Origin of the sequence: Streptomyces sp. NBC_00433 (assembly GCA_036015235.1) — a bacterium.
In the GTDB taxonomy this organism is placed as follows: Bacteria; Actinomycetota; Actinomycetes; order Streptomycetales; family Streptomycetaceae; genus Actinacidiphila.
The window spans coordinates 8,259,008-8,280,877 of sequence record CP107926.1 but is presented as its reverse complement, the minus strand read 5'-3'; the positions used below and the strand labels follow the sequence as shown (position 1 = coordinate 8,280,877).

The following is a 21,870-nucleotide window of genomic DNA, read 5'->3' as shown; positions in this document are numbered from 1 at the left end:
GGGTGCCCGGCCGCACGGGGCGCTCACCCGTCGGTGACCTGCCTGCGGCCCCGCAGCAGCCTGCGCAGACTCCGCCGCGGCCGGTCCTCGACCAGCCAGGGCGCCGGCGATACCGCAGCCGCCACCGGCGCCGGTGGCTCCTCGGGCATGGCGGGCAGCTCGGCGCGGACCGCGCCGGACGGCCGCCGCCCGGACCGGGATCGCGACGGCGACTGGGCATGGGGGTGGGGGTGGGGCTGGGGCTGGTGCCGCGGCACCGGGTCGCGGTCCCGGGCCCGGCCCAGGGCGTCGGCGAGCGCGACCAGGCCGAGCGCGATCTCGTCCGGGTGGTCGGCGGTGGTGAGCCGCCCGATCAGCGCCGCGTCCGCCAGCGGCCCGGGACGGCCCGGCGGCAGCGCCGGGTGGATCCTGCGCAGCCGCGCCCGCTCGTACGGATCGGGCACCGCGGACTCGGTCATCTCGGGCCCGAGGAGCGCCGCCCACGCCGCTGCTTCCTCCCAGGGGCCCGGCGCGTCCCTGACCAGCTGGGCGACCCGGCGTGACCGCCAGCCGCGCGGCCGCTGGTCCTCGCCGTCGTCAGCCGACTCGCGCACCGCCGCGGGCAGCCGGCCGGACAGCAGCGCGGGGCTGCCCGCCGCGAAGTCCCGCAGCTCGCTGGCGAGATAGAGCCAGACCAGCGCGCGGTAGCGGTTCACATACCAGCGCACCGGCCGGACGCAACCGGCCCTGGTCAGCCGGAGCAGCCGGTCGCGGCTGATCCCCAGCAGCTCGGCGCCGTCCGTGGTGTGGACCAGCTGGATCCTCGCCAGCAGTGCCCCCGTGCCGCCCTCGGCCGCCCGCACCCGGGCGATCTCCTGCTCGGGCACCCGCGGCCAGCCCGTGCCGCCGCCGACCGTGGCGATCTCGCCGAGCAGCAGCGCCAGCTCGAACTCCGCGTGGTCCAGGTCCAGTTTCTCGCGCGCCCGGTCCAGGGCGAGGGTCGGCGGGCCGCCCGGACCCTGACCACGCGGCACCGCCGCGCCCGCCCTGCCGATACCGCTCGCGGAGGTCGCCCTGCCGGCCGCACCTGTCTTCGTCGTCGTCACCGTCGTCACTCCCCGTCTTGTTCAACTACTGACAGTGACGACTCTAGCGCGTACGGCGAACACCCGTTCCCAACCCTGTGGATAACTCCTGTTTCCCCAGCTCAGCCCGCCCGCACAACGGCCGAAGCCACGGCCGCGGCCACCGGGTCAGTAAGGCGAGCCCGGCCCGCGGGCGGCGACGCCGAGGTGCTCGCCGACCCGGTGCACCAGCAGCGTCATCTCGTAGGCGACCCGGCCGACATCGGCCTCCATGCCGCTGAGCACCGACAGGCAGCTGCCGTCGCCCGCCGCGGTCACGAAGAGATAGCCCTCGTCGAACTCGACCATCGTCTGCCGGACCCCGCCGGTCCCGAACTGCCGGCCCGCACCCTTGGCGAGGCTGTGGAAGCCCGAAGAGACGGCGGCCAGATGCTCGGCGGCCGGGCGGTCGAGGCCGCCGCTGACGCCGGTGACCAGACCGTCGTTGGACAGGACGAGTGCGTGCCGCACGTGCGGAACGCGCTGTGTCAGATCGTCGAGCAGCCACGCGAGCCTGTTGCTCACCGTCATCGCCCTGCCTCCCGTCTCCCCTGCCCTAGAGCCTGTCGCGCCGGGCCCGCTTCGGCAACCCCGCCTCGGCGCGCCGCGCCCTTCGAAGTGCCGGGAGTCGACCGGGAAGGGCGGAATTCAGCCGCCGCGCGGCGCGTACATGATGACGCCCACTCCGACCAGGCAGATCACCGCTCCGCCGACGTCGAAGCGGTCCGGACGGTAACCGTCGGCGACCACGCCCCAGATGAGCGAGCCCGCCACGAAGACACCGCCGTACGCGGCCAGGATGCGGCCGAAGTCGGCGGCCGGCTGGAGGGTCGCGACGAATCCGTAGAGGCCCAGGGCCACAACGCCCGCGCCTATCCACCCGATGCCGCGGTGCTCGCGCACCCCCTGCCAGATCAGCCACGCGCCGCCGATCTCCAGCAGGGCGGCGAGGACGAAGAGGGCCACGGAACGCAGAGTGATCATGCCACCATGATGCATGGCCAGTATCGGAAGCGAACGACACCGGGTGCGCCGCTTCTTCGCCGAGCGCGCCGAGGGCTGGGAGACCCGCCATCCCGACGACACACCCGCCTATACGGCGGCGGTCGCGGCCCTGGAGCCACCGCTCGGCGGCCGGGCCCTGGACGCGGGCTGCGGCAGCGCGCGGGCTCTGCCGCTGCTGCGGGCGGCGGTCGGCCCGGCGGGCGAGGTCGTGGGCGTCGACCTGACGCCGGAGATGCTGCGCGAGGCCGTCCGGCTCGGGAGGCAGACGGACGGCGCGCTGGTCGAGGCGGACAGCGCGCGGCTGCCGGTGCGAGCTCGGGCCTTCGACGTGGTCCTCGCGGCCGGCCTTGTCCACCACCTGCCCGACCCGGCCGCCGGCCTGCGGGAATTGGCCAGGGTGACGCGGCCGGGCGGCCGGCTGGCGCTCTTCCATCCGCTGGGGCGGGCCGCGCTCGCGGCCCGCCGCGGCCACCGGCTGCGTGCTGACGACATCAGGGCGCGGCCGCAGCTCGGCCCGCTGCTGTCCGCGACGGGCTGGGAGCTGTCGCTGCTCGACGACTCCGAGGAGCGCTATCTCGCGCTCGCGGTCAGGCAGCGGCACTGATCGCCGCCGCATAGGCCCTCGGGTTGTCGAACATGATGCAGTGCCCCGAGCCCGGCACCCCGACCACCCGGACGCCCGAAGCGGTCAGGCCCGCCTGGTCGGCGACCTCGTCGCCCGCCTCGCCCACCAGGTAGGTGCGCGGGATGTCGAGGCCGGTCAGCATGGCGCGCATGGTCGGCTCCGTGCCGCGGAGCAGACCGCACGCGCTGCGGTGCAGGGCCAGCGGGTCGGCGAGGCGCATGGTGGAGCGCCACAGCCAGCCGGCCCGCTCCAAGGTGGCGGCGAAGCCGCCGCCGTGCACGAACTCCTCCTCGGACCAGCGGGCCACACCGCTGCTCGCGGCACCCGGCACGGGCCCCGGGTCGAGGTTGGCCTCCGCCAGCACGAGCCTGGAGACCAGGTCGGGCCTGCGGTAGGCCAGCACGATCGCCACCGAGCCGCCCATGCTGTGCCCGACCACCTCGGCGCCGCGCGCCCCGGCGGCGTCCAGGACCGCCGCGAGCGCTGCCGCGTGGTCCTCCAGGGAGTAGCCGAAGCCGGCGGGGCGGTCGCTGATGCCGAAGCCCGGCAGGTCGACGTAGAGCGTGCGACGCCCGGCGAGTTCGGGATACGCGGACAGGTGGGCCGTGTAGGGGCCCGTCGCCGCGCCCAGGCCGTGCACATGGACGCGGGCCGGGCCGGGCCCCTCCGCCTCGGTCCACCGGATGTACGCGCCTTCGGGGCCGAATTCCGTCTGCCGCATCACTGCCGCCTCTCTCACCGGGTGCCGTGCCGTCACGACAGCAGGACTATACATCGGTTCCGATGTATTACGTCAACGATGTACAGCGGGAAGGTGACAGAATGACGGAATGCTGGAACTCTCGATCCTGGGCTTCCTCCACGAGACGCCGCTGCACGGCTACGAGCTGCGCAAACGCGTGGCCGCGCTGACCGGGCACATCAAGCCGATCGCGGAGAGCACGCTCTATCCGGCGATCAAACGGCTGGAGAAGGCGGGCTGGCTGCGGCGCGACCCGCAGCCCGGCGCCGTCGCCGCGCCGCGGCACATGCTGAGCCTGACCGACGAGGGCAGGGCGGAGCTGATGCGCCGGCTCGCCGAGCCCGAGCCCCTGGACATCAGCAACGAGAACCGCTGGTTCACCGTGCTCGCCTTCCTGCGGCATCTCGCCGACCCCGCCGCGCAGGCCGCGGTGCTGCGTCGCAGGCTGGCCTTCCTGGAGGAGCCGTCGAGCTTCTTCTACGCCGACGACCGACCGGTGAGCGCGGAAGAGGTGGACGACCCCTTCCGGCAGGGTGTACTGGTCATCGCCCGCGCCACCAGCAGGGCCGAACTCGGCTGGCTGCGGACCACGCTGGCAGCGCTCGACGCCGCCGCGTGAGCGGTGGGCGGAGTCCGGCGGTGGAGCGGCGGGCAGACCGGCGCCGGCAGTTCCCCGGGCGCGCGTGCCCACCCCCCTCGACGCGGACGTTACCCGCTGGTTAAGGTGCGCGGACCGGAATCAGAGGGAGGGCGCCACATGGCCGCGGCGGACCACACGGACGAAGACGACGAACTGTTCGTGCTGACGGCCGCGATGCTCACGCCGGAGCGCTTTCCCGGGGTGCTCGGCGACGACTACCCCGCCGCGTGCGCGCACCTGGGCCTGACCCCGCTGGCCGACGGCTACGGCCTGATGTTCGGTCAGGACGGCAGCGGCGCGCGCTGGACGGTCGCGACCACCGACGCCGCCATGGTCGCCTGCGCGCTCGCCGCCTGGGACTGCGGGCTCGAATACGAACTCGCCCCCGACGAGGGCACGCTGGCCGCGTCACTGCCCGGTTGGCCGCTGCCGGTCGCCGTCTCCGTACCGGGGATCCCCGCGCCGCACGATCCCGAGGACGAGGAGGCGGGACCCGCGCTCACGCCGCCGGACGTCTCTGTGTGGGGACCGCCGCAGCGGCGGCTGGGCGCCGACGAGATCGCGATCCGGTGGTACGAGTGGCGCGACCAGCTGATGCCGGCGGCCGGGCCGGAGACGGAACCGGAAGCCGAGTCCGCGGCGGCACTCGTGCAGGAGGTGCGCGAGGCGGCGGCAGCGCCCGCGGACACAGCGAAGCACGAAACACACCCGGCCTCGGCCGACGCGCCGGATGCCCCCGCCGAATCGTCAGACGACGCACCGGCGGAAGCGCCCGCGGCGGCCGAGGAGGCGGCGCCCCCGCCCTCGATCTCCCGCGACGGCGTACGCCGCGCTCTGCAAGGCGCGGAGGACTACCTCCGCACTCCCCCGCCGCCGGGACGCGTGCGCACCACCGGCGGCTCGCTGCGGGCCGACGGGCCGGGCTGGAGCCTGGTCGCCAGGACCGACGACGTCGCCTTCGTCCTGCTCGACGAGGCGCCCGGCGAGGTGCTGCCCGTGGGTCGCGGTCCCGCACTCCCGCCGCTGCTCGAAGCCCTCGACAAGCTGGCCTCGGCGCCGTCCTGACCGGTCAGCCCGCCGCGATGTCCGCCGCCACCGCGTGGGCCGCCTTGCGCGCCGCGACCAGCACCGGGTCCCACACCGGGGAGAACGGCGGCGCATAGCCCAGGTCAAGGCCGACCATCTGCTCGACGGTCATGCCCGCGGTCAGTGCGACCGCCCCGACGTCCACGCGCTTGGCCGCGCCCTCACCGCCGACCACCTGCAGGCCGAGCAGCCGCCCCGTGCGGCGCTCCGCGAGCATCTTGACCGTCATCGGGGCGGCGTCCGGGTAGTAGCCCGCGCGGCTGGTGGACTCGATGACCGCGGTCACATAACGCAGTCCCGCGTCGCGTGCCTGGGACTCCTTGAGGCCGGTGCGGGCGATCTCGACGTCGCAGACCTTGCTGACCGCGGTGCCGACCACGCCGGGGAAGGTGGCGTAGCCGCCGCCGATGTTGGTGCCGATGATCTTGCCGTGCTTGTTGGCGTGGGTGCCGAGCGCGATGTGCTGGAGCGCGCCGGAGACCAGGTTGAGCACCTCGACGCAGTCGCCGCCCGCCCAGACGCGCTCGGTGCCGCGCACGCGCATGGAGAGGTCGGTGAGCAGGCCGCCGTGTGCGCCGAGCGGCAGCCCCGCCTCGGCGGCCAGGCCGGTCTGCGGGCGTACGCCCAGGCCGAGGACCACCAGGTCGGCGGGATATTCCGCGTCGTCGGTGGCGACGGCCCGGACCCGGCCGTCGTCGCCGGTGAGCACCGCGCGGGCCGGGGCGCCGGAGACCACGAGCACCCCGAGGCCTTCGAGGGCGTCGCGCACCAGCCGCCCCATGTCCGGGTCGAGGGTCGTCATCGGCTGCTCATTGCGGTCGATCAGCGTCACGTCGAGACCGTGCCGCAGCATCGCCTCGGCCATTTCCACGCCGATGTAGCCGCCGCCCATCACCACGGCGCGGCGAACCTCCGTGCGGTCCAGGCCGCGCAGCACCGCCTCGCCGTCCTCCAGGGTCTGCACGCCGTGGACGCCGGGCGCGTCGATGCCGGGCAGCCGCGGGCGTACGGGCACCGCGCCGGTGGCGACGACCAGGTGGTCGTAGCCGGTCCACCGCTCGCCGCCGTCGGCGTCCCGGCTGCGGACCCGGCCGCGCTCCAGGTCGATCGCGACGACCTCGGTGCCGAGCCGCAGGTCGATGTCGCGGGCGCGGTGCTCCGCCGCGGTCCTGGCCACCAGCGCGTCGGGGCCCTGCACCGCGCCGCCGATCCAGTACGGGATGCCGCAGGCGGAGTACGAGGCGTGGGGCCCGCGTTCGAAGGCGACGATCTCCAGGTCGTCGGCCGCCCTGCGGCGCCGCGCCTGGGAGGCGGCCGACATGCCCGCCGCGTCGCCGCCGATGACCACCAGACGCTCTGTCATGTGCCGTGCCACTCCTCTGCGACCGGTGCGGATCGGATGCGACCGCCGCACCCTCCAGCACCTTACGTGCGGCGGAGCACCGGACCCGTACGCACCTCTTTGCGTCACTCACATGTGCACCGGGTGGCAGGCCACCTTCAACAACGGCCAGGGCACCTGGGACAACAAGGGCGGCGAGAACTAGGCCCTGGGCACTGGCACCGGCACCATCACCGTCAAGGACGGCGCTGCCCGCTGGCGACCACCGGCCGCGCCTACTACGGCGACCGGGTGGAGGGCACCGTCAGCGCGTCGGACTTCGGAACCGTCGCCACCAATGCCGCACCGGGCAAGATCGGCACGGACGGCCCCTACCTCAAGTAGGCCGTGACCACCCGGCCCGCCCCGCCCGGTCCTCCCACGACGCGGAGGACCGGGCGTGACCGCGGGCACGTCCGGCGGGCCCGCGGTCACGCCCCTGGGCCGTCCTGGCCTGCGAGCCGGTCCCTGGCGTCCATCAGCGCGAAGCCGAGCAGGTTGAGCCCCTTCCAGCGCGCCGGGTCGTCCGCCCGCTCGTCGTCGGCCGCCAGCCCGATGCCCCACACCCGGTCCAGCGGGCTGGCCTCGACCAGCACCCGGCCGCCGGTCGCCAGCAGGAAGCGCCGCAGGTCGGGGTGCTGCCCGAACTTGTGGCTGCTGCCCTCGGCGACCAGGGCGAACCGCTCCCGCCGCCAGACGGCGTCGTCGAAGCCGCGCACCGAGCGGCCGATGTCCTTGGCCGCTTTGGGGTGGGTGGCGGCGACAGCGCGCCGCTCGGCGTCCGCGTCGCCGAAAAGCCGCGCCTTGCCGGCCATCATCCAGTGCTCGGCGGTGGCATAGGTGACGCCGTCGACGGTGAAGGGAGCGGGCCACCATTGGCTGAGGCAGCCGGGGCCGATGCTGCCGTCACGCTGCGGCTGGTGGCCCCAGAAGTGCAGATACTTCACCCGGGGGCCGCCGGCGGCGTACGCGATCAGCGCCTCCACGGAGCGCAGCGGGGACGGGGGGCGGGGCATGGCGGGTCAGACCCTTTCCAGCGGGCGGTGCGGGGGCGGGGGCAGCTCGGGGGTGACCGGGTCGCCGGGGTGGAGGGTGCCCGGGGTCAGCACGACGGCCATGACGCCGGCCTTGCGGACGAGGGCGCCTGACGTGTCGCGACCGACGACCTGCTTGAGCAGGCCGGTGCGGAAGCGGTCGATCTGCCGGCAGGGATTGCGCAGCCCGGTGACCTCCACGACCGCCTCGGGGCCGAGGTGCAGCCGGGTACCGACGGGCAGGGCGAGCAGGTCGATGCCGCGGGTCGTGACGTTCTCACCCAGGTCGCCGGGGGCCACCGCATAGCCCGCCTCGCGCAGCTCGTCGAACAGCTCGGCATGGATCAGGTGGACCTGGCGGAGGTTGGGCTGCGTCGGGTCCTGGGCGACACGGGACAGGTGCTGGACGGTGGCGCCGAGATGGGCGTCGCCCTCCACGCCGAGGCCGGCGAGCAGCCGGATGCCGGGCCGGTTGGACTTGCTGAACCGGTGGTCCGCGTCGCTGCTGACCGCCGTGACGGTGGCATGACTCATCGGATGGTCTTCCCCTCGATCGGATGCCCTGACCCGATGACTCACCCTATCGGGGGAATGACCAGGTCAGCGACCGATTTGCCGGCGGCTCACACGGCGCAGCCTGCGGCGCTGCGAGGAGTCGAGGGCCAGATACCCGGCGACCGGGATACCGACGATGATCAGGAAGAACAGCCACAGCGGGATCCAGTGCAGCAGGATCAGCCCGAGCACCACACCGCCGATGGCGACCTTCGTACGACCCGACATTGTCCCCGCCTCCGTTCACGGCGTCCCGCGGCTGGGCGCCTCGCCATCATTGCCTACCGCCTACCCACCTCAACGCGCCCCAGACCGTTCTGGTTCCCTCTTTCACCTGCCGCCGGTCAGGCCCGCACGCCGCAGGGCGTCGGCCATCGCGCCGCCGGCCTGCTGCGGCGCGGAGCCGCCGCCGCGCCGGTCGCCCTGCCCGGACCTGCCGCCCTGCCGCGGCGCCTTGCCGCGGCGCTCGCCGCCGCCTCCGCTGTTGCCGCCTCCGCTGCCACCGCTCTCGGTGCCGCCGGCGGCCGCCTTGGGCTCGTCGTCCAGCCGCAGCGTCAGCGAGATCCGCTTGCGGGGCAGGTCCACGTCGAGCACCTTGACCCGTACGATGTCGCCGGACTTCACCACGTCGCGCGGGTCCGACACATAGCTGCGGGACAGCGCCGACACGTGCACGAGACCGTCCTGGTGGACGCCGACGTCCACGAACGCGCCGAAGGCCGCCACATTGGTGACGACGCCTTCGAGCAGCATCCCCGGACGCAGGTCCTTCATCTCCTCCACGCCCTCCTTGAAGGCCGCGGTCTTGAACGCGGGACGCGGGTCGCGGCCCGGCTTCTCCAGCTCGGCGAGGATGTCGGTGACGGTCGGCAGGCCGAAGGAGTCGTCCACGAAGTCCTGCGGGCGCAGATTGCGCAGCACCGTGCCGTTGCCGATCAGCTCGGCGATGGCGGTGCCCGCGGTCTTCCCGATCCTGCGGACCACCGGGTAGGCCTCGGGGTGCACCGCGGAGGCGTCGAGCGGGTCGTCGCCGCCGAGGATGCGCAGGAAGCCCGCGCACTGCTCGTACGCCTTCGGGCCGAGCCTGGCGACGTCCTTGAGGTCCTTGCGGGTGCGGAAGGGGCCGTTGGCGTCGCGGTGGGTGACGATGTTGGCGGCCAGGCCCTCGGTGATGCCGGAGACCCGGCGCAGCAGCGGCACGGACGCGGTGTTCACGTCGACCCCGACGCCGTTGACGCAGTCCTCGACCACCGCGTCGAGGGAGCGGGACAGCTTCACCTCGGACAGGTCGTGCTGGTACTGCCCGACTCCGATGGACCGCGGGTCGATCTTGACCAGCTCGGCCAGCGGGTCCTGGAGGCGGCGGGCGATCGACACCGCGCCGCGCAGCGACACGTCGAGCTCGGGCAGTTCCGCCGAGGCGTAGGCCGAGGCGGAGTAGACCGAGGCGCCCGCCTCGGAGACCACGGCCTTGGTCAGGTCCAGCTCGGGGTGCGCCTTGATCAGCTCGCCGGCGAGCTTGTCGGTCTCGCGCGACGCTGTGCCGTTGCCGATCGCGACCAGGTCGACGCGGTGGGCGGCGGCGAGGCGGGCCAGCGTCGCCAGCGACTCGTCCCAGCGGTTGCGCGGCACATGCGGGTAGATCGTGTCGGTGGCGACCACCTTGCCGGTGGCGTCGACCACGGCGACCTTGACGCCGGTGCGCAGGCCCGGGTCGAGGCCCATGGTGGCCCGGGTGCCGGCGGGGGCGGCCAGCAGCAGGTCGCGCAGATTCGTGGCGAAGACGCGGACGGCCTCGTCCTCGGCCTCCTGGCGCAGCCGGACCCGCAGGTCGATGCCGAGCCTGACCAGGAAGCGGGTGCGCCAGGCCCAGCGGACGGTGTCGGCGAGCCACTTGTCGCCGGGGCGGCCGCGGTCGGTGACGCCGAACTGCTGGGCGATGCGCCGCTCGAAGCTCGTCGGGCCCTCGGCGGGCTCCTCGGGCTCCAGGGTCAGGTCGAGGACCTCCTCCTTCTCGCCGCGCAGCATCGCCAGCACGCGGTGCGAGGGCAGCCTGGTGAAGGGTTCCGCGAAGTCGAAGTAGTCGGCGAACTTCGCGCCGACCTCCTCCTTGCCGTCGCGCACCTTCGCCATCAGCCGGCCGCGGCTCCACATCCGGGTGCGCAGCTCGCCGACCAGGTCGGCGTCCTCGGAGAAGCGCTCGGTGAGGATGGCCCGCGCGCCTTCCAGGGCGGCCGCCGCGTCCTCCACCCCGCTGTCCGCGGACACATACGCGGCAGCCGTGGCCTGCGGGTCGAGCCCGGGGTCGGCGAGCAGGGCGTCCGCGAGCGGCTCCAGGCCGGCCTCGCGGGCGATCTGCGCCTTGGTGCGCCGCTTGGGCTTGTACGGCAGGTAGATGTCCTCAAGGCGGGCCTTGGAGTCGGCGGCCATGATCTGCGCCTTGAGCGCGTCGTCGAGCTTGCCCTGCGCCTCGATGGACTCCAGGACGGCGGCCCGCCGCTCGTCCAACTCCCGCAGATAGCGCAGCCGCTCCTCCAGGTTGCGCAGCTGCTCGTCGTCCAGGGTGCCGGTGGCTTCCTTGCGGTAGCGCGCGATGAACGGCACGGTGGCCCCGCCGTCGAGCAGATCGACGGCCGCCCGCACCTGACCTTCGCGTACGCCCAACTCCTCGGCGATCCTGCGTTCGACCGAAACGTTGCCGCTGATGATGCCGCTCCTCAGACCCGGGCCGAGACGCGTGACGCTCGGCATTGCCAGCATCGTAGACGCCGCCGGGCGCCCGTATGCCGCAAGGCGGCCGCGGGTCGGCCGGCGGCGGGCCGGCCGGTCAGGCCAGCGCCTTCTCGAACCAGTGGCCGGCGTAGGGGCTTTCGTTGTACGGCTCGATCTCGCGGTAGCCGTGCCTGGCGTAGAGCGCACGGGCCTCCACCAGGTCCGTACGGGTGTCCAGGCGGACGGTCCTGGCGCCGAAGAGGCTGCGGGCGAAGCCCTCGGCTGCGGCGATCAGACCGCCCGCCACGCCCCGCCTGCGGGCCTCGGGGCCGACGTACATCCGGGTCAGCTCCGCCGTGTCGGCGTCCAGCACCCGCACGCCCAGGCAGCCCACCGCGGCGCCGCCCATCCTGGCGACGACGAAGATCCCGGTGGGCGGTACCAGGTCGTCGCTCGGCTCCTCCGCGATCACCTCGGACACTTCCGCGTCATCGGTGGGCCTGCCGTAGTAACGGCTGATCAACTCCGCGTAATACCGGCGGATCAGAGTAACCGAGTCGGGGTGCGACACTGAAAGGGGCGCGGCCGTCCAGTCGGCCGGGCAGAGATCGTCCGTGGTCATGCGGTCCATCCTGGCAGCAGTCGGGTGGGGATATCCCCCGGATTTCCGGGGGTCTGGCACCCCGGTAAGCCGGGTGATGGCGCCATGGTCCGCGACGGGCGGTGGTTCGTAGCGTCGCAGTACGGCCCGGCCGGGCCGTCATGCCGGACACCGCCCGTCACCGAGGAGCGCTCATGCCAACCGTTCTGACCACCGTCGAACCTCCCGAGCGGATCCCCGACACCGGGTCCAGTGAATTCACCCCCCTGCTGCGCGCGGTAAGGGAAGCCGGGCTGCTGCGGCGGCGCCGGGGGCACTATGTGACGTCGATCGCGGTGAACCTGCTGGCGATGGCCGCGGTGTGGACCGCGGTGGTGCTGGTCGGCGGCACCGGGTCGTGGTGGGTGCTCGCGCTGGCGCTGCCGGCCGCGGTGCTGTCGGCGCGCAGCGGCTTCGTCGGGCATGACGCCGGGCACCAGCAGATAGCCGCGGGCCGCCGCACGAACCGGGTCATCGCGCTCTTCCACGGCAATCTGATGCTGGGTATGGGCGCGGGCTGGTGGACCGACAAGCACAACAGGCACCACGCGAATCCCAACCACGTGGGGAAGGACCCTGACGTGGAGGTGGGCGCGCTGGTGTGGACCCGGGCCCAGGCGGTCGAACGGCGGGGCTTCGCCCGCTTCCTGACCCGGCACCAGGCGCGGCTGTTCTTCCCGATGCTGCTGCTCGAAGGGCTGGCGCTGAAGGTGGCCAGCTTCCAGGACCTGCGTCGCCTGGACCGCAGGGGGCGGCTGATCGAGGGCTCGCTGCTGGTCGCGCATCTGGCGGGTTACGCGGCGCTGCTGCTGATCGCGCTGCCGCTGCCGCAGGCCATCGCCTTCGCCGCGCTGCACCACGCGCTGTTCGGGCTGCACCTGGGCTGCGCCTTCGCCCCGAACCACAAGGGCATGGAGATGCCGGAGGAGGGCGCCCGCTGGGGCCATCTGCGGCGCCAGGTGCTGACCTCCCGCAATGTGCGCGGCAATCCGGTGGTGGACTTCCTCCTCGGCGGGCTCAACTACCAGATAGAGCACCACCTCTTCCCGAGCCTGCCCCGCCCGCATCTGCGGCTGGCCCGTCCGCTGGTGCGCGCCCATTGCGCCCGCGTCGGCGTCAGGTACACCGAGACGGGGCTGTACGACTCCTACGCGCAGGCGCTCCGTCACATGCACGCGGTCGGCGCTCCCCTGCGCTGAATTCCCGAGGTGGCCGCGGAGCCGGTACGGCGGCGCGCCGGGCTCACAGCCGGGCGGGTCTGGCCGTCCCGTACAGCCACGTCGCGAACAGCCCCTTCAGGTCACGGGTGGTCAGTCCGGCGCAGTAGGCGGTGAAGTCGGCGGTGGTGGCATTGCCGTGGAAGTGGGCGGCGGGCCAGCCGCGCAGCAGTTTCGCGAACGCGGCGTCCCCGAGGGCCTGGTGGAGCTGGTAGAGGACCAGGGCGCCGCGGTCGTAGACGGGTTGCGCGGAGACGTCGGCGGCCGTGGGCGGCGTGGCGGGCGGGAAGGCCCAGGCGGCGGGGTCGGCGAAGGCGGCGGCGGCGCTGCGGGAGACCGGGACGCCGTCCTCGCGCTCCTGCCAGAGCCACGTCGCATAGGTCGCGAAGCCCTCGTTGAGCCACATGTCCTGCCAACTGCCCGGGGTGACGGAGTCGCCGAACCACTGGTGCGACAGCTCGTGCACGAGCGTCGGCACGTCGACCGCGGGGCCGTCGCCGTCGCCGGGGAAGACCGGGCGGTTCTGGGTCTCCAGCGCGTAGCCGACCAGGCCGGGCGGCAGGTGGTCCACGACGGCGCCCGCGGAGCCGAAGGGGTAGCTGCCGAAGAGGCCGCTCTCCCAGTCCAGGATCTCCGGCATCCGGCGCAGCGCGGCCGCGGTCCGCGGGTCGTCGGAGCGCGGGTCGACCGCGGTGTAGAGCGGCACCCCGTCGGGGGTGCGGGAGCGGGTGACGGTGAAGTGCCCGATGCCGACGGTGGCCAGATACGTGGCCATGGGCGCGGCGCTGTGCCAGCGGAAGGAGGTGCGGCCCGCGGTGGTACGGGTGCCGGCCGGCTCGCCGTTGGACACCGCGGTCAGCCCCTGGGGCACCGACATGGCCAGGTCGAAGGCGGCCTTGTCCGAGGGGTGGTCGTTGCCCGGGAACCAGGCCATCGAGCCGACGGGTTCGCCGAGCGCCAGGGCGCCGTCGTCGGTACGGAACCAGCCCTCGTGCGAGCCGTCGGGGTCGGTGAGCAGCCGGGGCACTCCCGCGTAGGCCACGGTGGTCTCGAAGCTGGCGCCCCGCCGCAATGTACCGGCGGGCCGCACGGTCAGCTCGGTGCCGGAGCGGGTGGCGCGGGCCGGGTGTCCGTCGACGCCGACCCGGCCGACGGTCAGGCCGGCGAGGTCGAGGTTGAAGCGGCTGAGGTCCTGGGTCGCGGTGGCGGTGATGACCGCGGTGCCGGACAGCCTCCCTGAGCCGGGGTCGTAGGACAGGTCGAGCCCGTAGTGCGTCACGTCGTAGCCGCCGTTGCCCGCGGCGGGGAAGAGCCGGTCGCCCAGTCCGGGGGCGCCGGCGGACGGTGTGCCGCCGCCGCCGGAGCAGGACAGCAGGCAGGCCAGTGCGGCGCCCGCGAGGCAGGCCGAGAGCGGCCGCAGGGCGGTGCGCGAGGCGGTGCGCGGGGCGGTTCTGCGCAGGGGCACGCGGGCCAGCGTACGAGGTGGGGAGGGGTCGCGCGCGGCAGGCGGGGCGCGGCGGCGTCTTTCACAGTGCCGGTGGCACAGCGATACTGTTGCGGTGCCGCAGACCGCCCTGACCATTGACGAGCTGGCCGCCCGCGCCGGGGTGACCGTGCGCACCGTCCGCTTCTACAGCGCCCGTGGCCTGCTGCCGCCGCCCGAGATCGGGCCGCGCCGAGTGGGGCGCTACGGCGGCCGGCACCTGGCGCGGCTGGCGCTGATCGGGGATCTGCAGCAGCAGGGCCTGACACTGGCGGCCATCGAGCGCTATCTGGCGCAGCTGCCCGAGTCGATCAGCGAGCACGACCTGGCGATCCACCGGGCGCTGGTGGCGTCCTGGCTGCCCGAGGGCAGCGCGCGGCTCGGCCGGGAGCAGCTGGAGCAGCGGGCGGGCCGCCCGCTGGGCGACGCCGACGTGGAGCGGCTCGCGGCGATGAACGTCCTGGAGCCGACCGCGGATCCGGACGTCTTCGTGGTCGACCCCGGCACCCTGCACCTGGGAATGCGGCTGCTGGACATGCCGATCCCGCTGGAGGCGATCGTGGCCGCCAGGGAGGCGATGCAGCGGCACGCGCGGGCGGCGGCGTCGGCGATCAGCCGGATCTTCCGCGAGTCGGTGTGGGAGCCGGCGCGGGAGTCCGAGCCCGACACGGCGATGCGGTCGCTGTCGGCGCAGATGCAGCCGCTGGTGGTGCAGGCGCTGGTGACGACCTTCCAGCGGTCGCTGGGCGAGCAGCTGCGGGCCTGGCCGGCGCCCGCCGCGGAGAAGTCCTGACCGGACCGCGGGCGGCCGGCAGCGGCCCGGTCGAGCCCCTTCCCGGCGGGCCGCGCCGGGAAGGGGCGGGCTGTCAGCCGGCGGCCCTGCGGTCGGTGAAGGTCTCGCCGCGTTCCGCCGTGGCCACCAGCAGCGCCGGCGGGGTGAAGCGCTCGCCGTAGGCCGCGGCCAGCTCCCGCGCCCTGGCGGTGAAGCCGGCGACGCCGCCCGGGTAGCCGTTGACGTACTGCAGGACGCCGCCGGTCCAGGCGGGGAAGCCGATGCCGAGCACCGAGCCGACGTTGGCGTCGGCGACCGAGGTGAGCACGCCCTCCTCCAGCAGCCGCACGCTGTCGAGCGACTCCGAGAAGAGCATCCGCTCCTTCAGGTCGGCGAAGGGGATCTCGGCGTCCGGCCGGCCGAAGTGCTCGGCGAGCCCCGGCCACAGGCCGGTCCTGCGGCCGTCGGCGTAGTCGTAGAAGCCGGCGCCGCCGCTGCGGCCGGTGCGGCCGAACTCCTCGACCATGCGGTCGATGACCGCCTCGGCCGGGTGCGCGCGCCACTCGCCGCCCGCCGCCTCGACCGCCGCGCGGGTCTCCCGGCTGATCCGGACGAAGAGCGTCAGGGTCAGCTCGTCGAGCAGCGACAGCACCTTCGCCGGGTAGCCGGCCTGCGCGGCCGCCTGCTCGACGGAGGCGGCCGGGACGCCCTCGGCGATCATCGCGACGCCCTCGTTGATGAAGTTGCTGATCACCCGGGAGGTGAAGAAGCCGCGCGAGTCGTTCACCACGATCGGTGTCTTGCGGATCTGCCGCACCAGGTCGAAGGCGCGGGCCAGCGCCTCCTCGCCGGTCCGCTCGCCCTTGATGATCTCCACCAGCGGCATCCGGTCGACCGGTGAGAAGAAGTGCAGGCCGACGAAGTCCGCGCCGCGGGCGACGCCTTCCGCGAGCTGCGAGATGGGCAGCGTGGAGGTGTTGGAGCACAGCAGCGCGTCGGGCGCCACGATGTGCTCGATCTCCTGGAAGACCTTGTGCTTGAGCGCGGCGTCCTCGAAGACCGCCTCGATGACCGCGTCGCAGCCGGCCAGGTCGGCGGGTTCGGCGGTGGGGGTGATCCTGGCCAGCAGCGCGTCCCGCTTCTGTGCGGTCGTACGCCCCTTGGCCAGCGCCTTGTCCAGCAGGTTCGCGGAGTAGGCCTTGCCGCGCTCGGCGGACTCCAGGGTGACGTCCTTGAGCACGACGTCGATGCCGGCCCTGGCGCAGGAGTAGGCGATGCCCGCGCCCATCATGCCGGCGCCGAGCACGGCGACCCGGGTGACCTGGCGGGCGGGTACGTCCGCGGGGCGGCCGGCGCCGGAGTTGACGGCCTGCATGTCGAAGAAGAAGGCCTGGATCATGTTCTTCGAGATCGGGCCGCAGGCCAGCTCGGTGAAGTAGCGCGCCTCGATGACCGAGGCGTTCTCGAAGTCCACCTGGGAGCCCTCGACGGCGGCCGCCAGGATGTTGCGCGGCGCGGGGTAGGGGGCGCCGGCCAGCTGCTTGCTGAGGTTGGCGGGGAAGGCCGGCAGGTTGGCGGCGAAGGCGGGCGTCTTCGGGGTGCCGCCGGGGATCTTGTGGCCGGGGACGTCCCAGGGCTGCTGCGACCGCGGGTTGGCGTCGATGAAGGCGCGGGCGGCGGCGAGCATGGCGTCGCGGTCGGCGGCGACCTCGTGGATCAGGCCGGCGGCCAGGGCGCGGGGCGCCGAATACTGGGTGCCCTGCAGCAGCACCTTGAGCAGGGCGTCGGCGATGCCGAGCAGGCGTACGGTCCTGACGACACCGCCGCCGCCGGGCAGCAGGCCCAGGGTGACCTCGGGCAGGCCGATCTTGGTGCCGGGTGTGTCGAGGGCGATCCGGTGGTGGCAGGCCAGCGCGATCTCGTAGCCGCCGCCCAGCGCTGCGCCGTTGACGGCGGCGACGACGGGCTTGCCGAGGGTCTCCAGGCGGCGCAGCAGGCGCTTGATGCGCATGGTGCCCGCGAAGACCTGCTCGGCGTCCTCGGGGGTGGCGCGGATCAGGTCGCGCAGGTCGCCGCCGGCGAAGAAGGTCTTCTTCGCGGAGGTGATGACGACACCGCGGATGTCGTCGATGCCGGCTTCCAGCCGGTCGACCACGGCGTCGAGGGAGTCGGCGAAGGCGGCGTTCATGGTGTTGGCCGACTGCGCGGGGTCGTCGAGGACGAGGGTGACGACGCCGTCCGCGTCCTGCTCCCAGCGGATGGTGGTGGGCTCGCTCATGTCGGGTTGGCTCCGTTAGCGGCGGGTCGGGGCGGGGGCAGGGCGGTCAGACGCGTTCGACGACGGTGGCGACGCCCATGCCGCCGCCGACGCAGAGGGTGACGAGCCCGCGGCGCAGGTCGCGGCGCTCCAGCTCGTCGATGAGGGTGCCGAGCAGCATCGCGCCGGTGGCGCCGAGCGGGTGGCCCATGGCGATGGCGCCGCCGTTGACGTTGACCTTGTCCAGGCCGACGCCCATGTCCGCGGCGAAGCGCAGCACGACGGCGGCGAAGGCCTCGTTCATCTCGATCAGGTCGATGTCGTCGATGGTCAGCCCGGCCTTGGCGAGCGCCTTGCGGCTGGCGGGGGCCGGCCCGGTGAGCATGATGGTCGGCTCGGAGCCGGAGACGGCCGCGGAGACGATACGGGCGCGCGGGGTGAGGCCGTAGCGCTCGCCGATCTCCCGGCTGCCGATGGCAACCAGGGCGGCGCCGTCCACGATGCCGGAGGAATTGCCCGCGTGGTGGACGTGGTCGATCTTCTCGACCCAGTGGTATTTCTGCAGCGCGACCGCGTCGAAACCTCCGAGGTCGCCGATGTCGGCGAAGGACGGCTTGAGCGCGGCCAGCGACTCGGGGGTGGTGCCGGGGCGCAGGTGCTCGTCGTGGTCGAGCACCACGAGCCCGTTGCGGTCCTTCACCGGCACCACCGAGCGGGCGAAGCGGCCGTCCTTCCAGGCCTCGGCGGCGCGCTCCTGCGACAGCGCCGCGTAGTTGTCGACGTCGTGGCGGGAGAAGCCGCCGATGGTGGCGACGAGGTCGGCGCCGATGCCCTGCGGGGCGAACCCGGTCTCGAAGCTGGTCATCGGGTCCATCGCCCAGGCGCCGCCGTCGGTGCCCATCGCGACGCGGGACATCGACTCGACCCCGCCGGCCAGCACCAGGTCCTCCCAGCCGGAACGCACCTTGGCCGCGGCCATGTTGACCGCTTCGAGGCCCGAGGCGCAGAAGCGGTTCTCCTGGACGCCGGCCACCGTGTCGGGCAGGCCGGCGGCGACCGCCGCGATGCGGGCGATGTCGGAGCCCTGGTCGCCGATCGGGCTGACCACGCCGAGCACGATGTCGTCGATCGCGGCCGGGTCGAGGTCCGGGTAGCGGTCGCGCAGCTCGTGGATGAGGCCGACGACCAGGTCGATCGGCTTGGTGCCGTGCAGGGATCCGTTGGCCTTTCCGCGCCCTCGCGGGGTGCGGACGGCGTCGTAGACGTAGGCGTCGGTGCTCAACGTCATACCTTTCTGTGCGGGCTGGCGGCGGGGTCTGTCAGGGCGGGCGTGTCCCAGTCGCGGGCCACCTCCGCAGTGTGCGCGCCCGGCAGCGCCGGCGGGCGGCGCAGCGCGGCGGGTGTCCCCGAGAAGCGGGGCGCGGGGGCGGGCTGGGTCGTGCCGTACGCCTCGGTGAAGGTGCCGCGGGCGGCCAGGTGCGGGTGCAGCGGCGCCTCGGTCAGCGACAGGACGGGCGCCGCGCAGGCGTCGGTGCCGGTGAGGACGGCGGCCCACTCGTCCCTGGTCCGGGTCAGGAAGCGGGCGGCGACGGCGGCGCGCAACTCCGGCCAGCGGGCGGGGTCGTCGCGCAGCGCGGCCTGGTCCGCGGTCAGGCCGAGCAGGGCGGCGAAGGTGTCGTAGAAGCGCTGTTCCAGGGCGCCGACTGCCATGTGGCCGCCGTCGGCGGTCGGGTAGACCCCGTAGAAGGGGGCGCCGCCGTCGAGGAGGTTGCCGGCGCGGCGGTCCTGCCAGGTGCCGGCGGCGAGCATGCCGTGCAGCATCGTGCTCAGATGGGCGGTGCCGTCGACGATGGCGGCGTCCACGACCTGGCCCTCGCCGTGCTCGCGGGCGTGGTGCAGCGCCGCGAGCAGGCCGGTGACCAGGTAGAGGGAGCCGCCCGCGTAGTCGCCGAGCAGGTTGGCGGGGGCCGCCGGGGCGCCGTCCGCCGGTCCTGCCAGGCCCAGCGCGCCGGTGATCGCGATGTAGCCGATGTCGTGCCCGGCGGTCGCGGCCAGCGGCCCTTCCTGGCCCCAGCCGGTCATCCGCCCGTAGACCAGCCGCGGGTTGCGGGCCAGGCACTCCCGCGGGCCGACGCCGAGGCGTTCCGCGACGCCCGGCCGGTAGCCCTCGATGAGGAGGTCGGCGCGCTCCACCAGGTCGAGCACGGCGGCGGGGCCCTGCGGCGACTTGAGGTCGACCAGCACGGACCGCTTGTTGCGGTTGGTGAGGTCGGTGGCCGGCTCGATGCCGAGCGCCGGGGCGCCCGGCCGGTCGACGCGTACGACGTCGGCGCCGAGGTCCGCGAGCAGCATCGCCGCGAAGGGTCCGGGACCGATCCCGGCCAGTTCGACCACCCGCACACCGGCCAGCGGGCCGGGTGCGGCCGGGGCCTGCGGCGGCCGGTTTGACAGTGGTGATGTCACACCCGTGATGGTAGAAACGTGTTCCAGTTTTCGCAAGGCCCCGGCTGAGCAACCGCTTAGGTGTCGCGGGTCGCCGCCGTACATTGCCACGCCCTGCGCCTGGTGCGGCGTTCCGGGCGTGGCAGTGCCCGCTCAGACGTGGCAGTGTCCGCCGGATCCGTCGCCGGTCTCCTTCGGCAGGTCCAGTGCCGGGTTGCGGTCGAAGAAGCCGGTCGGCCGCAGGCTGAAGCCGCACACGTCGACCGGCATCACCGGCCAGTCCTCGAGGCGCGGCAGATGGGTCGGCCCGAAGGAATGCCACACCGTCAGGTCGGTGTCCTCCAGCGCCTCGCCGGGCCGCGACCACGCGGCCACCCCCTCGCCGCCCGCGTGCTGGTTGGGGTAGTCGCCGTCCGGGTAGTGCCGCTCGGGCCGGTAGCGGGTCACCCACAGGTGCCTGGTGGCGTACGCGACCCGCTCGGCGACCGGCGAGCCCGGCTGCGCCAGCAGCAGCGGCCCGCTGTCCGGCACCAGGGTGTAGGCGACCGGCGCGCCCATCCGGTTGCGCGCGCCCGGGTTGACGATCCGCCAGCGCCGGCCCACCGACGGGTCGGCCACCCGCCCGGCCTCGCCGCTGTCGGCGACCGGCGTGGCCTTGGCGGTGAAGGCGTTGCCGTTGGGATTGTCGGGGCCGGTCGGCAGCCGGACCACGTCGACCTCCTCGACCGTGTTGCCGGGGCCGTCCACGGTCACGTCGAGGCGGGCGCAGAAGAGGTGCTGGTGGAAGGGCGCCAGCAGGCCGGGGGCGATCTCGGTGGCGTACGGCGACCCGGCGCCCGGCTGCCCGGCGGAGGTCTGCAGCAGGCCGGTGGCCTTGGCCTCGAAGGCGATCGTGCCGTCCTGGTGCAGATACCAGTAGAAGCCGTAGTCGTAGTTGCCGAGAGTGGCGATGTAGGAGATCACCAGGCGGCGCGCGCGGCGGGAGTCCGCCGCGAAGTCGTCGAAGATGTTGGTGTGCTTCCAGAGCAGGCCGATGTCCTCCTCGTGGATGCAGATCGCGTTGTGCAGCGTCTCGGGGCGGCCGAGGTCGTCGGCGAGGACCGCGTCGACGTAGGTGATCTCGCCGAGGCAGTCGCAGCCCAGCCGCAGGGCGTTGGCATTCCTGCCGAGCAGGTACTCGCCTGCGTCCAGGTAGCAGACCCAGTTGCGCGCCGGGTCCGGCTCGGCATAGGGCACGGCCATCTCGGCGATCGAGGCGCGGTGCAGCACCGGCCGGTCGCGGTCGCCGTCGCGGTGGGTGATCTCGTGCAGCACCAGGCCCTCGCGGGCGTTGAAGTCCAGCCGCAGCCGCCAGTTCTGCCAGCGCAGCACCGGCCCTTCCAGGGCGAAGGACGGCCCGTCCGGCTGGCTGATCTCCAGCGGGCGCAGGTCGGTGCGGGCGGGCCCGGTGGTCTCGGCGTCGTAGCGCCCGCATTCGGCGGGCACGGGTACGACACCGGTGTCGATCAGCCGCACCACCCGGCGGTCGGTGAGGTCGACCTCGGCGACCAGGCCGCCGACCGGGTGGGCGAACGGGTTGTCACTCGCGTTGCAGCGCAGGAAGGTCAGCGACCGCAGCATCCGCCGGCCGGCCTCCGAGGCGACGCCGAAGTTGCCCGCCGCCAGCGGGGCGGCGATGACCAGCGAGAGGTCGGTGACGCCGCGTTCGGCCATCGCCTTGCGCCAGCCGGCGTCGGCCTTGACGATCTCGTCGCAGGTTTCGTACTCCTCGAAGAGCAGCGGCGGCTGCCCGTCGGCCGCCGGGTCGAGGTCGCGGTAGGACAGCAGCACGCCCGCGGTGGTGTCGGTGACGTCCACCACCGCCTCGGCCGCCCGGCCCGTGCCGGAGTCCAGCAGGGTGACCCGGATCCGGCGGGTCACCGCGTCGCCCGGGTGGTGCGCGAGCACCGCGTGCCGGTCGGGCTCGTCGGGGAGCACCAGCGGGAAGCGGGTGGCCTCGGTGACCTTGCCCTCGGCCTGGAGGGCGGCGCGGGCGGCGTCGATCTCGGCGGCGGTCAGCGGGTCGAGCGGGTGCGGGGCGGCGGCGGGTGCGGTCTCGGCGTCCGTTGAGCAGCAGGTCATGGCGGGTCCTGACGACGAAAAGGGCGGGTGGGGCCGGTTGAACGGCAGCGGCCCG

At 73.8% G+C, this 21,870-nt stretch carries 20 protein-coding genes; 5 read left to right on the top strand and 15 right to left on the bottom strand.

The annotated features are described in order from the left end of the window. Positions 1–23 precede the first annotated feature (23 nt). The 3 genes from OG900_35775 to OG900_35765 all read right to left on the bottom strand — a co-directional run bounded on the left by OG900_35775 (position 24) and on the right by OG900_35765 (position 2,087). A complete protein-coding gene (locus tag OG900_35775) occupies positions 24–1,085 on the bottom strand; it encodes a DUF6397 family protein (GenBank protein ID WUH94986.1) in 1,062 nt (353 codons plus the stop codon). Between the two features lie 147 nt (positions 1,086–1,232). Then, positions 1,233–1,634 (bottom strand): roadblock/LC7 domain-containing protein, encoded by a 402-nt coding sequence (locus tag OG900_35770; GenBank protein WUH94985.1) that lies wholly within the window; start codon positions 1,632–1,634, stop codon positions 1,233–1,235. Positions 1,635–1,751: 117 nt separating this feature from the next. Continuing rightward, entirely contained in the window at positions 1,752–2,087 is a 336-nt protein-coding gene (locus OG900_35765; GenBank protein ID WUH94984.1) for a YnfA family protein, read from the bottom strand. Positions 2,088–2,100: 13 nt separating this feature from the next. On the opposite strand from OG900_35765, the gene OG900_35760 reads away from it, so the two are divergent. After that, on the top strand, positions 2,101–2,712 hold the full coding sequence (locus OG900_35760) for a class I SAM-dependent methyltransferase (GenBank protein WUH94983.1): 612 nt from the start codon (positions 2,101–2,103) through the stop codon (positions 2,710–2,712). Here the strand turns inward: OG900_35760 and OG900_35755 are convergent. Then, positions 2,696–3,454, bottom strand: a complete 759-nt coding sequence (locus OG900_35755) for an alpha/beta hydrolase (protein ID WUH94982.1) — start codon at positions 3,452–3,454, stop codon at positions 2,696–2,698. The two genes, OG900_35760 and OG900_35755, sit on opposite strands and share 17 nt — an antisense overlap. Before the next feature lie 109 nt (positions 3,455–3,563). Between OG900_35755 and OG900_35750 the strand changes: the two genes are divergently transcribed. Beyond that, entirely contained in the window at positions 3,564–4,094 is a 531-nt protein-coding gene (locus tag OG900_35750) for a PadR family transcriptional regulator (GenBank protein ID WUH94981.1), read from the top strand. Positions 4,095–4,232: 138 nt separating this feature from the next. Beyond that, entirely contained in the window at positions 4,233–5,180 is a 948-nt protein-coding gene (locus OG900_35745; GenBank protein ID WUH94980.1) for a hypothetical protein, read from the top strand. A 4-nt stretch (positions 5,181–5,184) separates the two neighbouring features. Here OG900_35745 and OG900_35740 read toward each other — a convergent pair whose 3' ends face one another. The 6 genes from OG900_35740 to OG900_35715 all read right to left on the bottom strand — a co-directional run bounded on the left by OG900_35740 (position 5,185) and on the right by OG900_35715 (position 11,505). Further along, positions 5,185–6,564: an FAD-dependent oxidoreductase gene (locus OG900_35740; GenBank protein WUH94979.1), complete on the bottom strand. Its 1,380-nt coding sequence runs from the start codon at positions 6,562–6,564 to the stop codon at positions 5,185–5,187. Between the two features lie 449 nt (positions 6,565–7,013). Then, a complete protein-coding gene (locus OG900_35735; GenBank protein WUH94978.1) occupies positions 7,014–7,598 on the bottom strand; it encodes an NADAR family protein in 585 nt (194 codons plus the stop codon). A 6-nt stretch (positions 7,599–7,604) separates the two neighbouring features. Next, positions 7,605–8,150, bottom strand: a complete 546-nt coding sequence (locus tag OG900_35730) for an MOSC domain-containing protein (GenBank protein WUH94977.1) — start codon at positions 8,148–8,150, stop codon at positions 7,605–7,607. A gap of 66 nt (positions 8,151–8,216) precedes the next feature. Beyond that, positions 8,217–8,399, bottom strand: a complete 183-nt coding sequence (locus OG900_35725) for a hypothetical protein (GenBank protein ID WUH94976.1) — start codon at positions 8,397–8,399, stop codon at positions 8,217–8,219. Positions 8,400–8,501: 102 nt separating this feature from the next. Further along, positions 8,502–10,922: an RNA-binding transcriptional accessory protein gene (locus tag OG900_35720; GenBank protein WUH94975.1), complete on the bottom strand. Its 2,421-nt coding sequence runs from the start codon at positions 10,920–10,922 to the stop codon at positions 8,502–8,504. 76 nt (positions 10,923–10,998) lie between these two features. Beyond that, on the bottom strand, positions 10,999–11,505 hold the full coding sequence (locus OG900_35715; GenBank protein WUH94974.1) for a GNAT family N-acetyltransferase: 507 nt from the start codon (positions 11,503–11,505) through the stop codon (positions 10,999–11,001). 173 nt (positions 11,506–11,678) lie between these two features. On the opposite strand from OG900_35715, the gene OG900_35710 reads away from it, so the two are divergent. Then, a complete protein-coding gene (locus OG900_35710) occupies positions 11,679–12,722 on the top strand; it encodes an acyl-CoA desaturase (GenBank protein ID WUH94973.1) in 1,044 nt (347 codons plus the stop codon). A gap of 43 nt (positions 12,723–12,765) precedes the next feature. On the opposite strand, the gene OG900_35705 is transcribed toward OG900_35710, so the two are convergent. Then, positions 12,766–14,199: a M1 family metallopeptidase gene (locus OG900_35705; GenBank protein WUH96044.1), complete on the bottom strand. Its 1,434-nt coding sequence runs from the start codon at positions 14,197–14,199 to the stop codon at positions 12,766–12,768. A 100-nt stretch (positions 14,200–14,299) separates the two neighbouring features. Here OG900_35705 and OG900_35700 point away from each other — a divergent pair, with 100 nt between their 5' ends. Further along, on the top strand, positions 14,300–15,016 hold the full coding sequence (locus OG900_35700; GenBank protein WUH94972.1) for a MerR family transcriptional regulator: 717 nt from the start codon (positions 14,300–14,302) through the stop codon (positions 15,014–15,016). A gap of 73 nt (positions 15,017–15,089) precedes the next feature. On the opposite strand, the gene OG900_35695 is transcribed toward OG900_35700, so the two are convergent. The 4 genes from OG900_35695 to OG900_35680 all read right to left on the bottom strand — a co-directional run bounded on the left by OG900_35695 (position 15,090) and on the right by OG900_35680 (position 21,815). Beyond that, positions 15,090–17,273: a 3-hydroxyacyl-CoA dehydrogenase NAD-binding domain-containing protein gene (locus tag OG900_35695; protein ID WUH94971.1), complete on the bottom strand. Its 2,184-nt coding sequence runs from the start codon at positions 17,271–17,273 to the stop codon at positions 15,090–15,092. Between the two features lie 46 nt (positions 17,274–17,319). Beyond that, the gene (locus OG900_35690) at positions 17,320–18,534 is read right to left on the bottom strand and encodes an acetyl-CoA C-acetyltransferase (GenBank protein WUH94970.1); all 1,215 of its coding nucleotides are present in this window, start codon (positions 18,532–18,534) and stop codon (positions 17,320–17,322) included. Between the two features lie 2 nt (positions 18,535–18,536). Further along, positions 18,537–19,715 (bottom strand): CoA transferase, encoded by a 1,179-nt coding sequence (locus OG900_35685; protein WUH94969.1) that lies wholly within the window; start codon positions 19,713–19,715, stop codon positions 18,537–18,539. Between the two features lie 132 nt (positions 19,716–19,847). After that, positions 19,848–21,815 (bottom strand): primary-amine oxidase, encoded by a 1,968-nt coding sequence (locus tag OG900_35680; GenBank protein WUH94968.1) that lies wholly within the window; start codon positions 21,813–21,815, stop codon positions 19,848–19,850. Between the last annotated feature and the right edge of the window lie 55 nt (positions 21,816–21,870).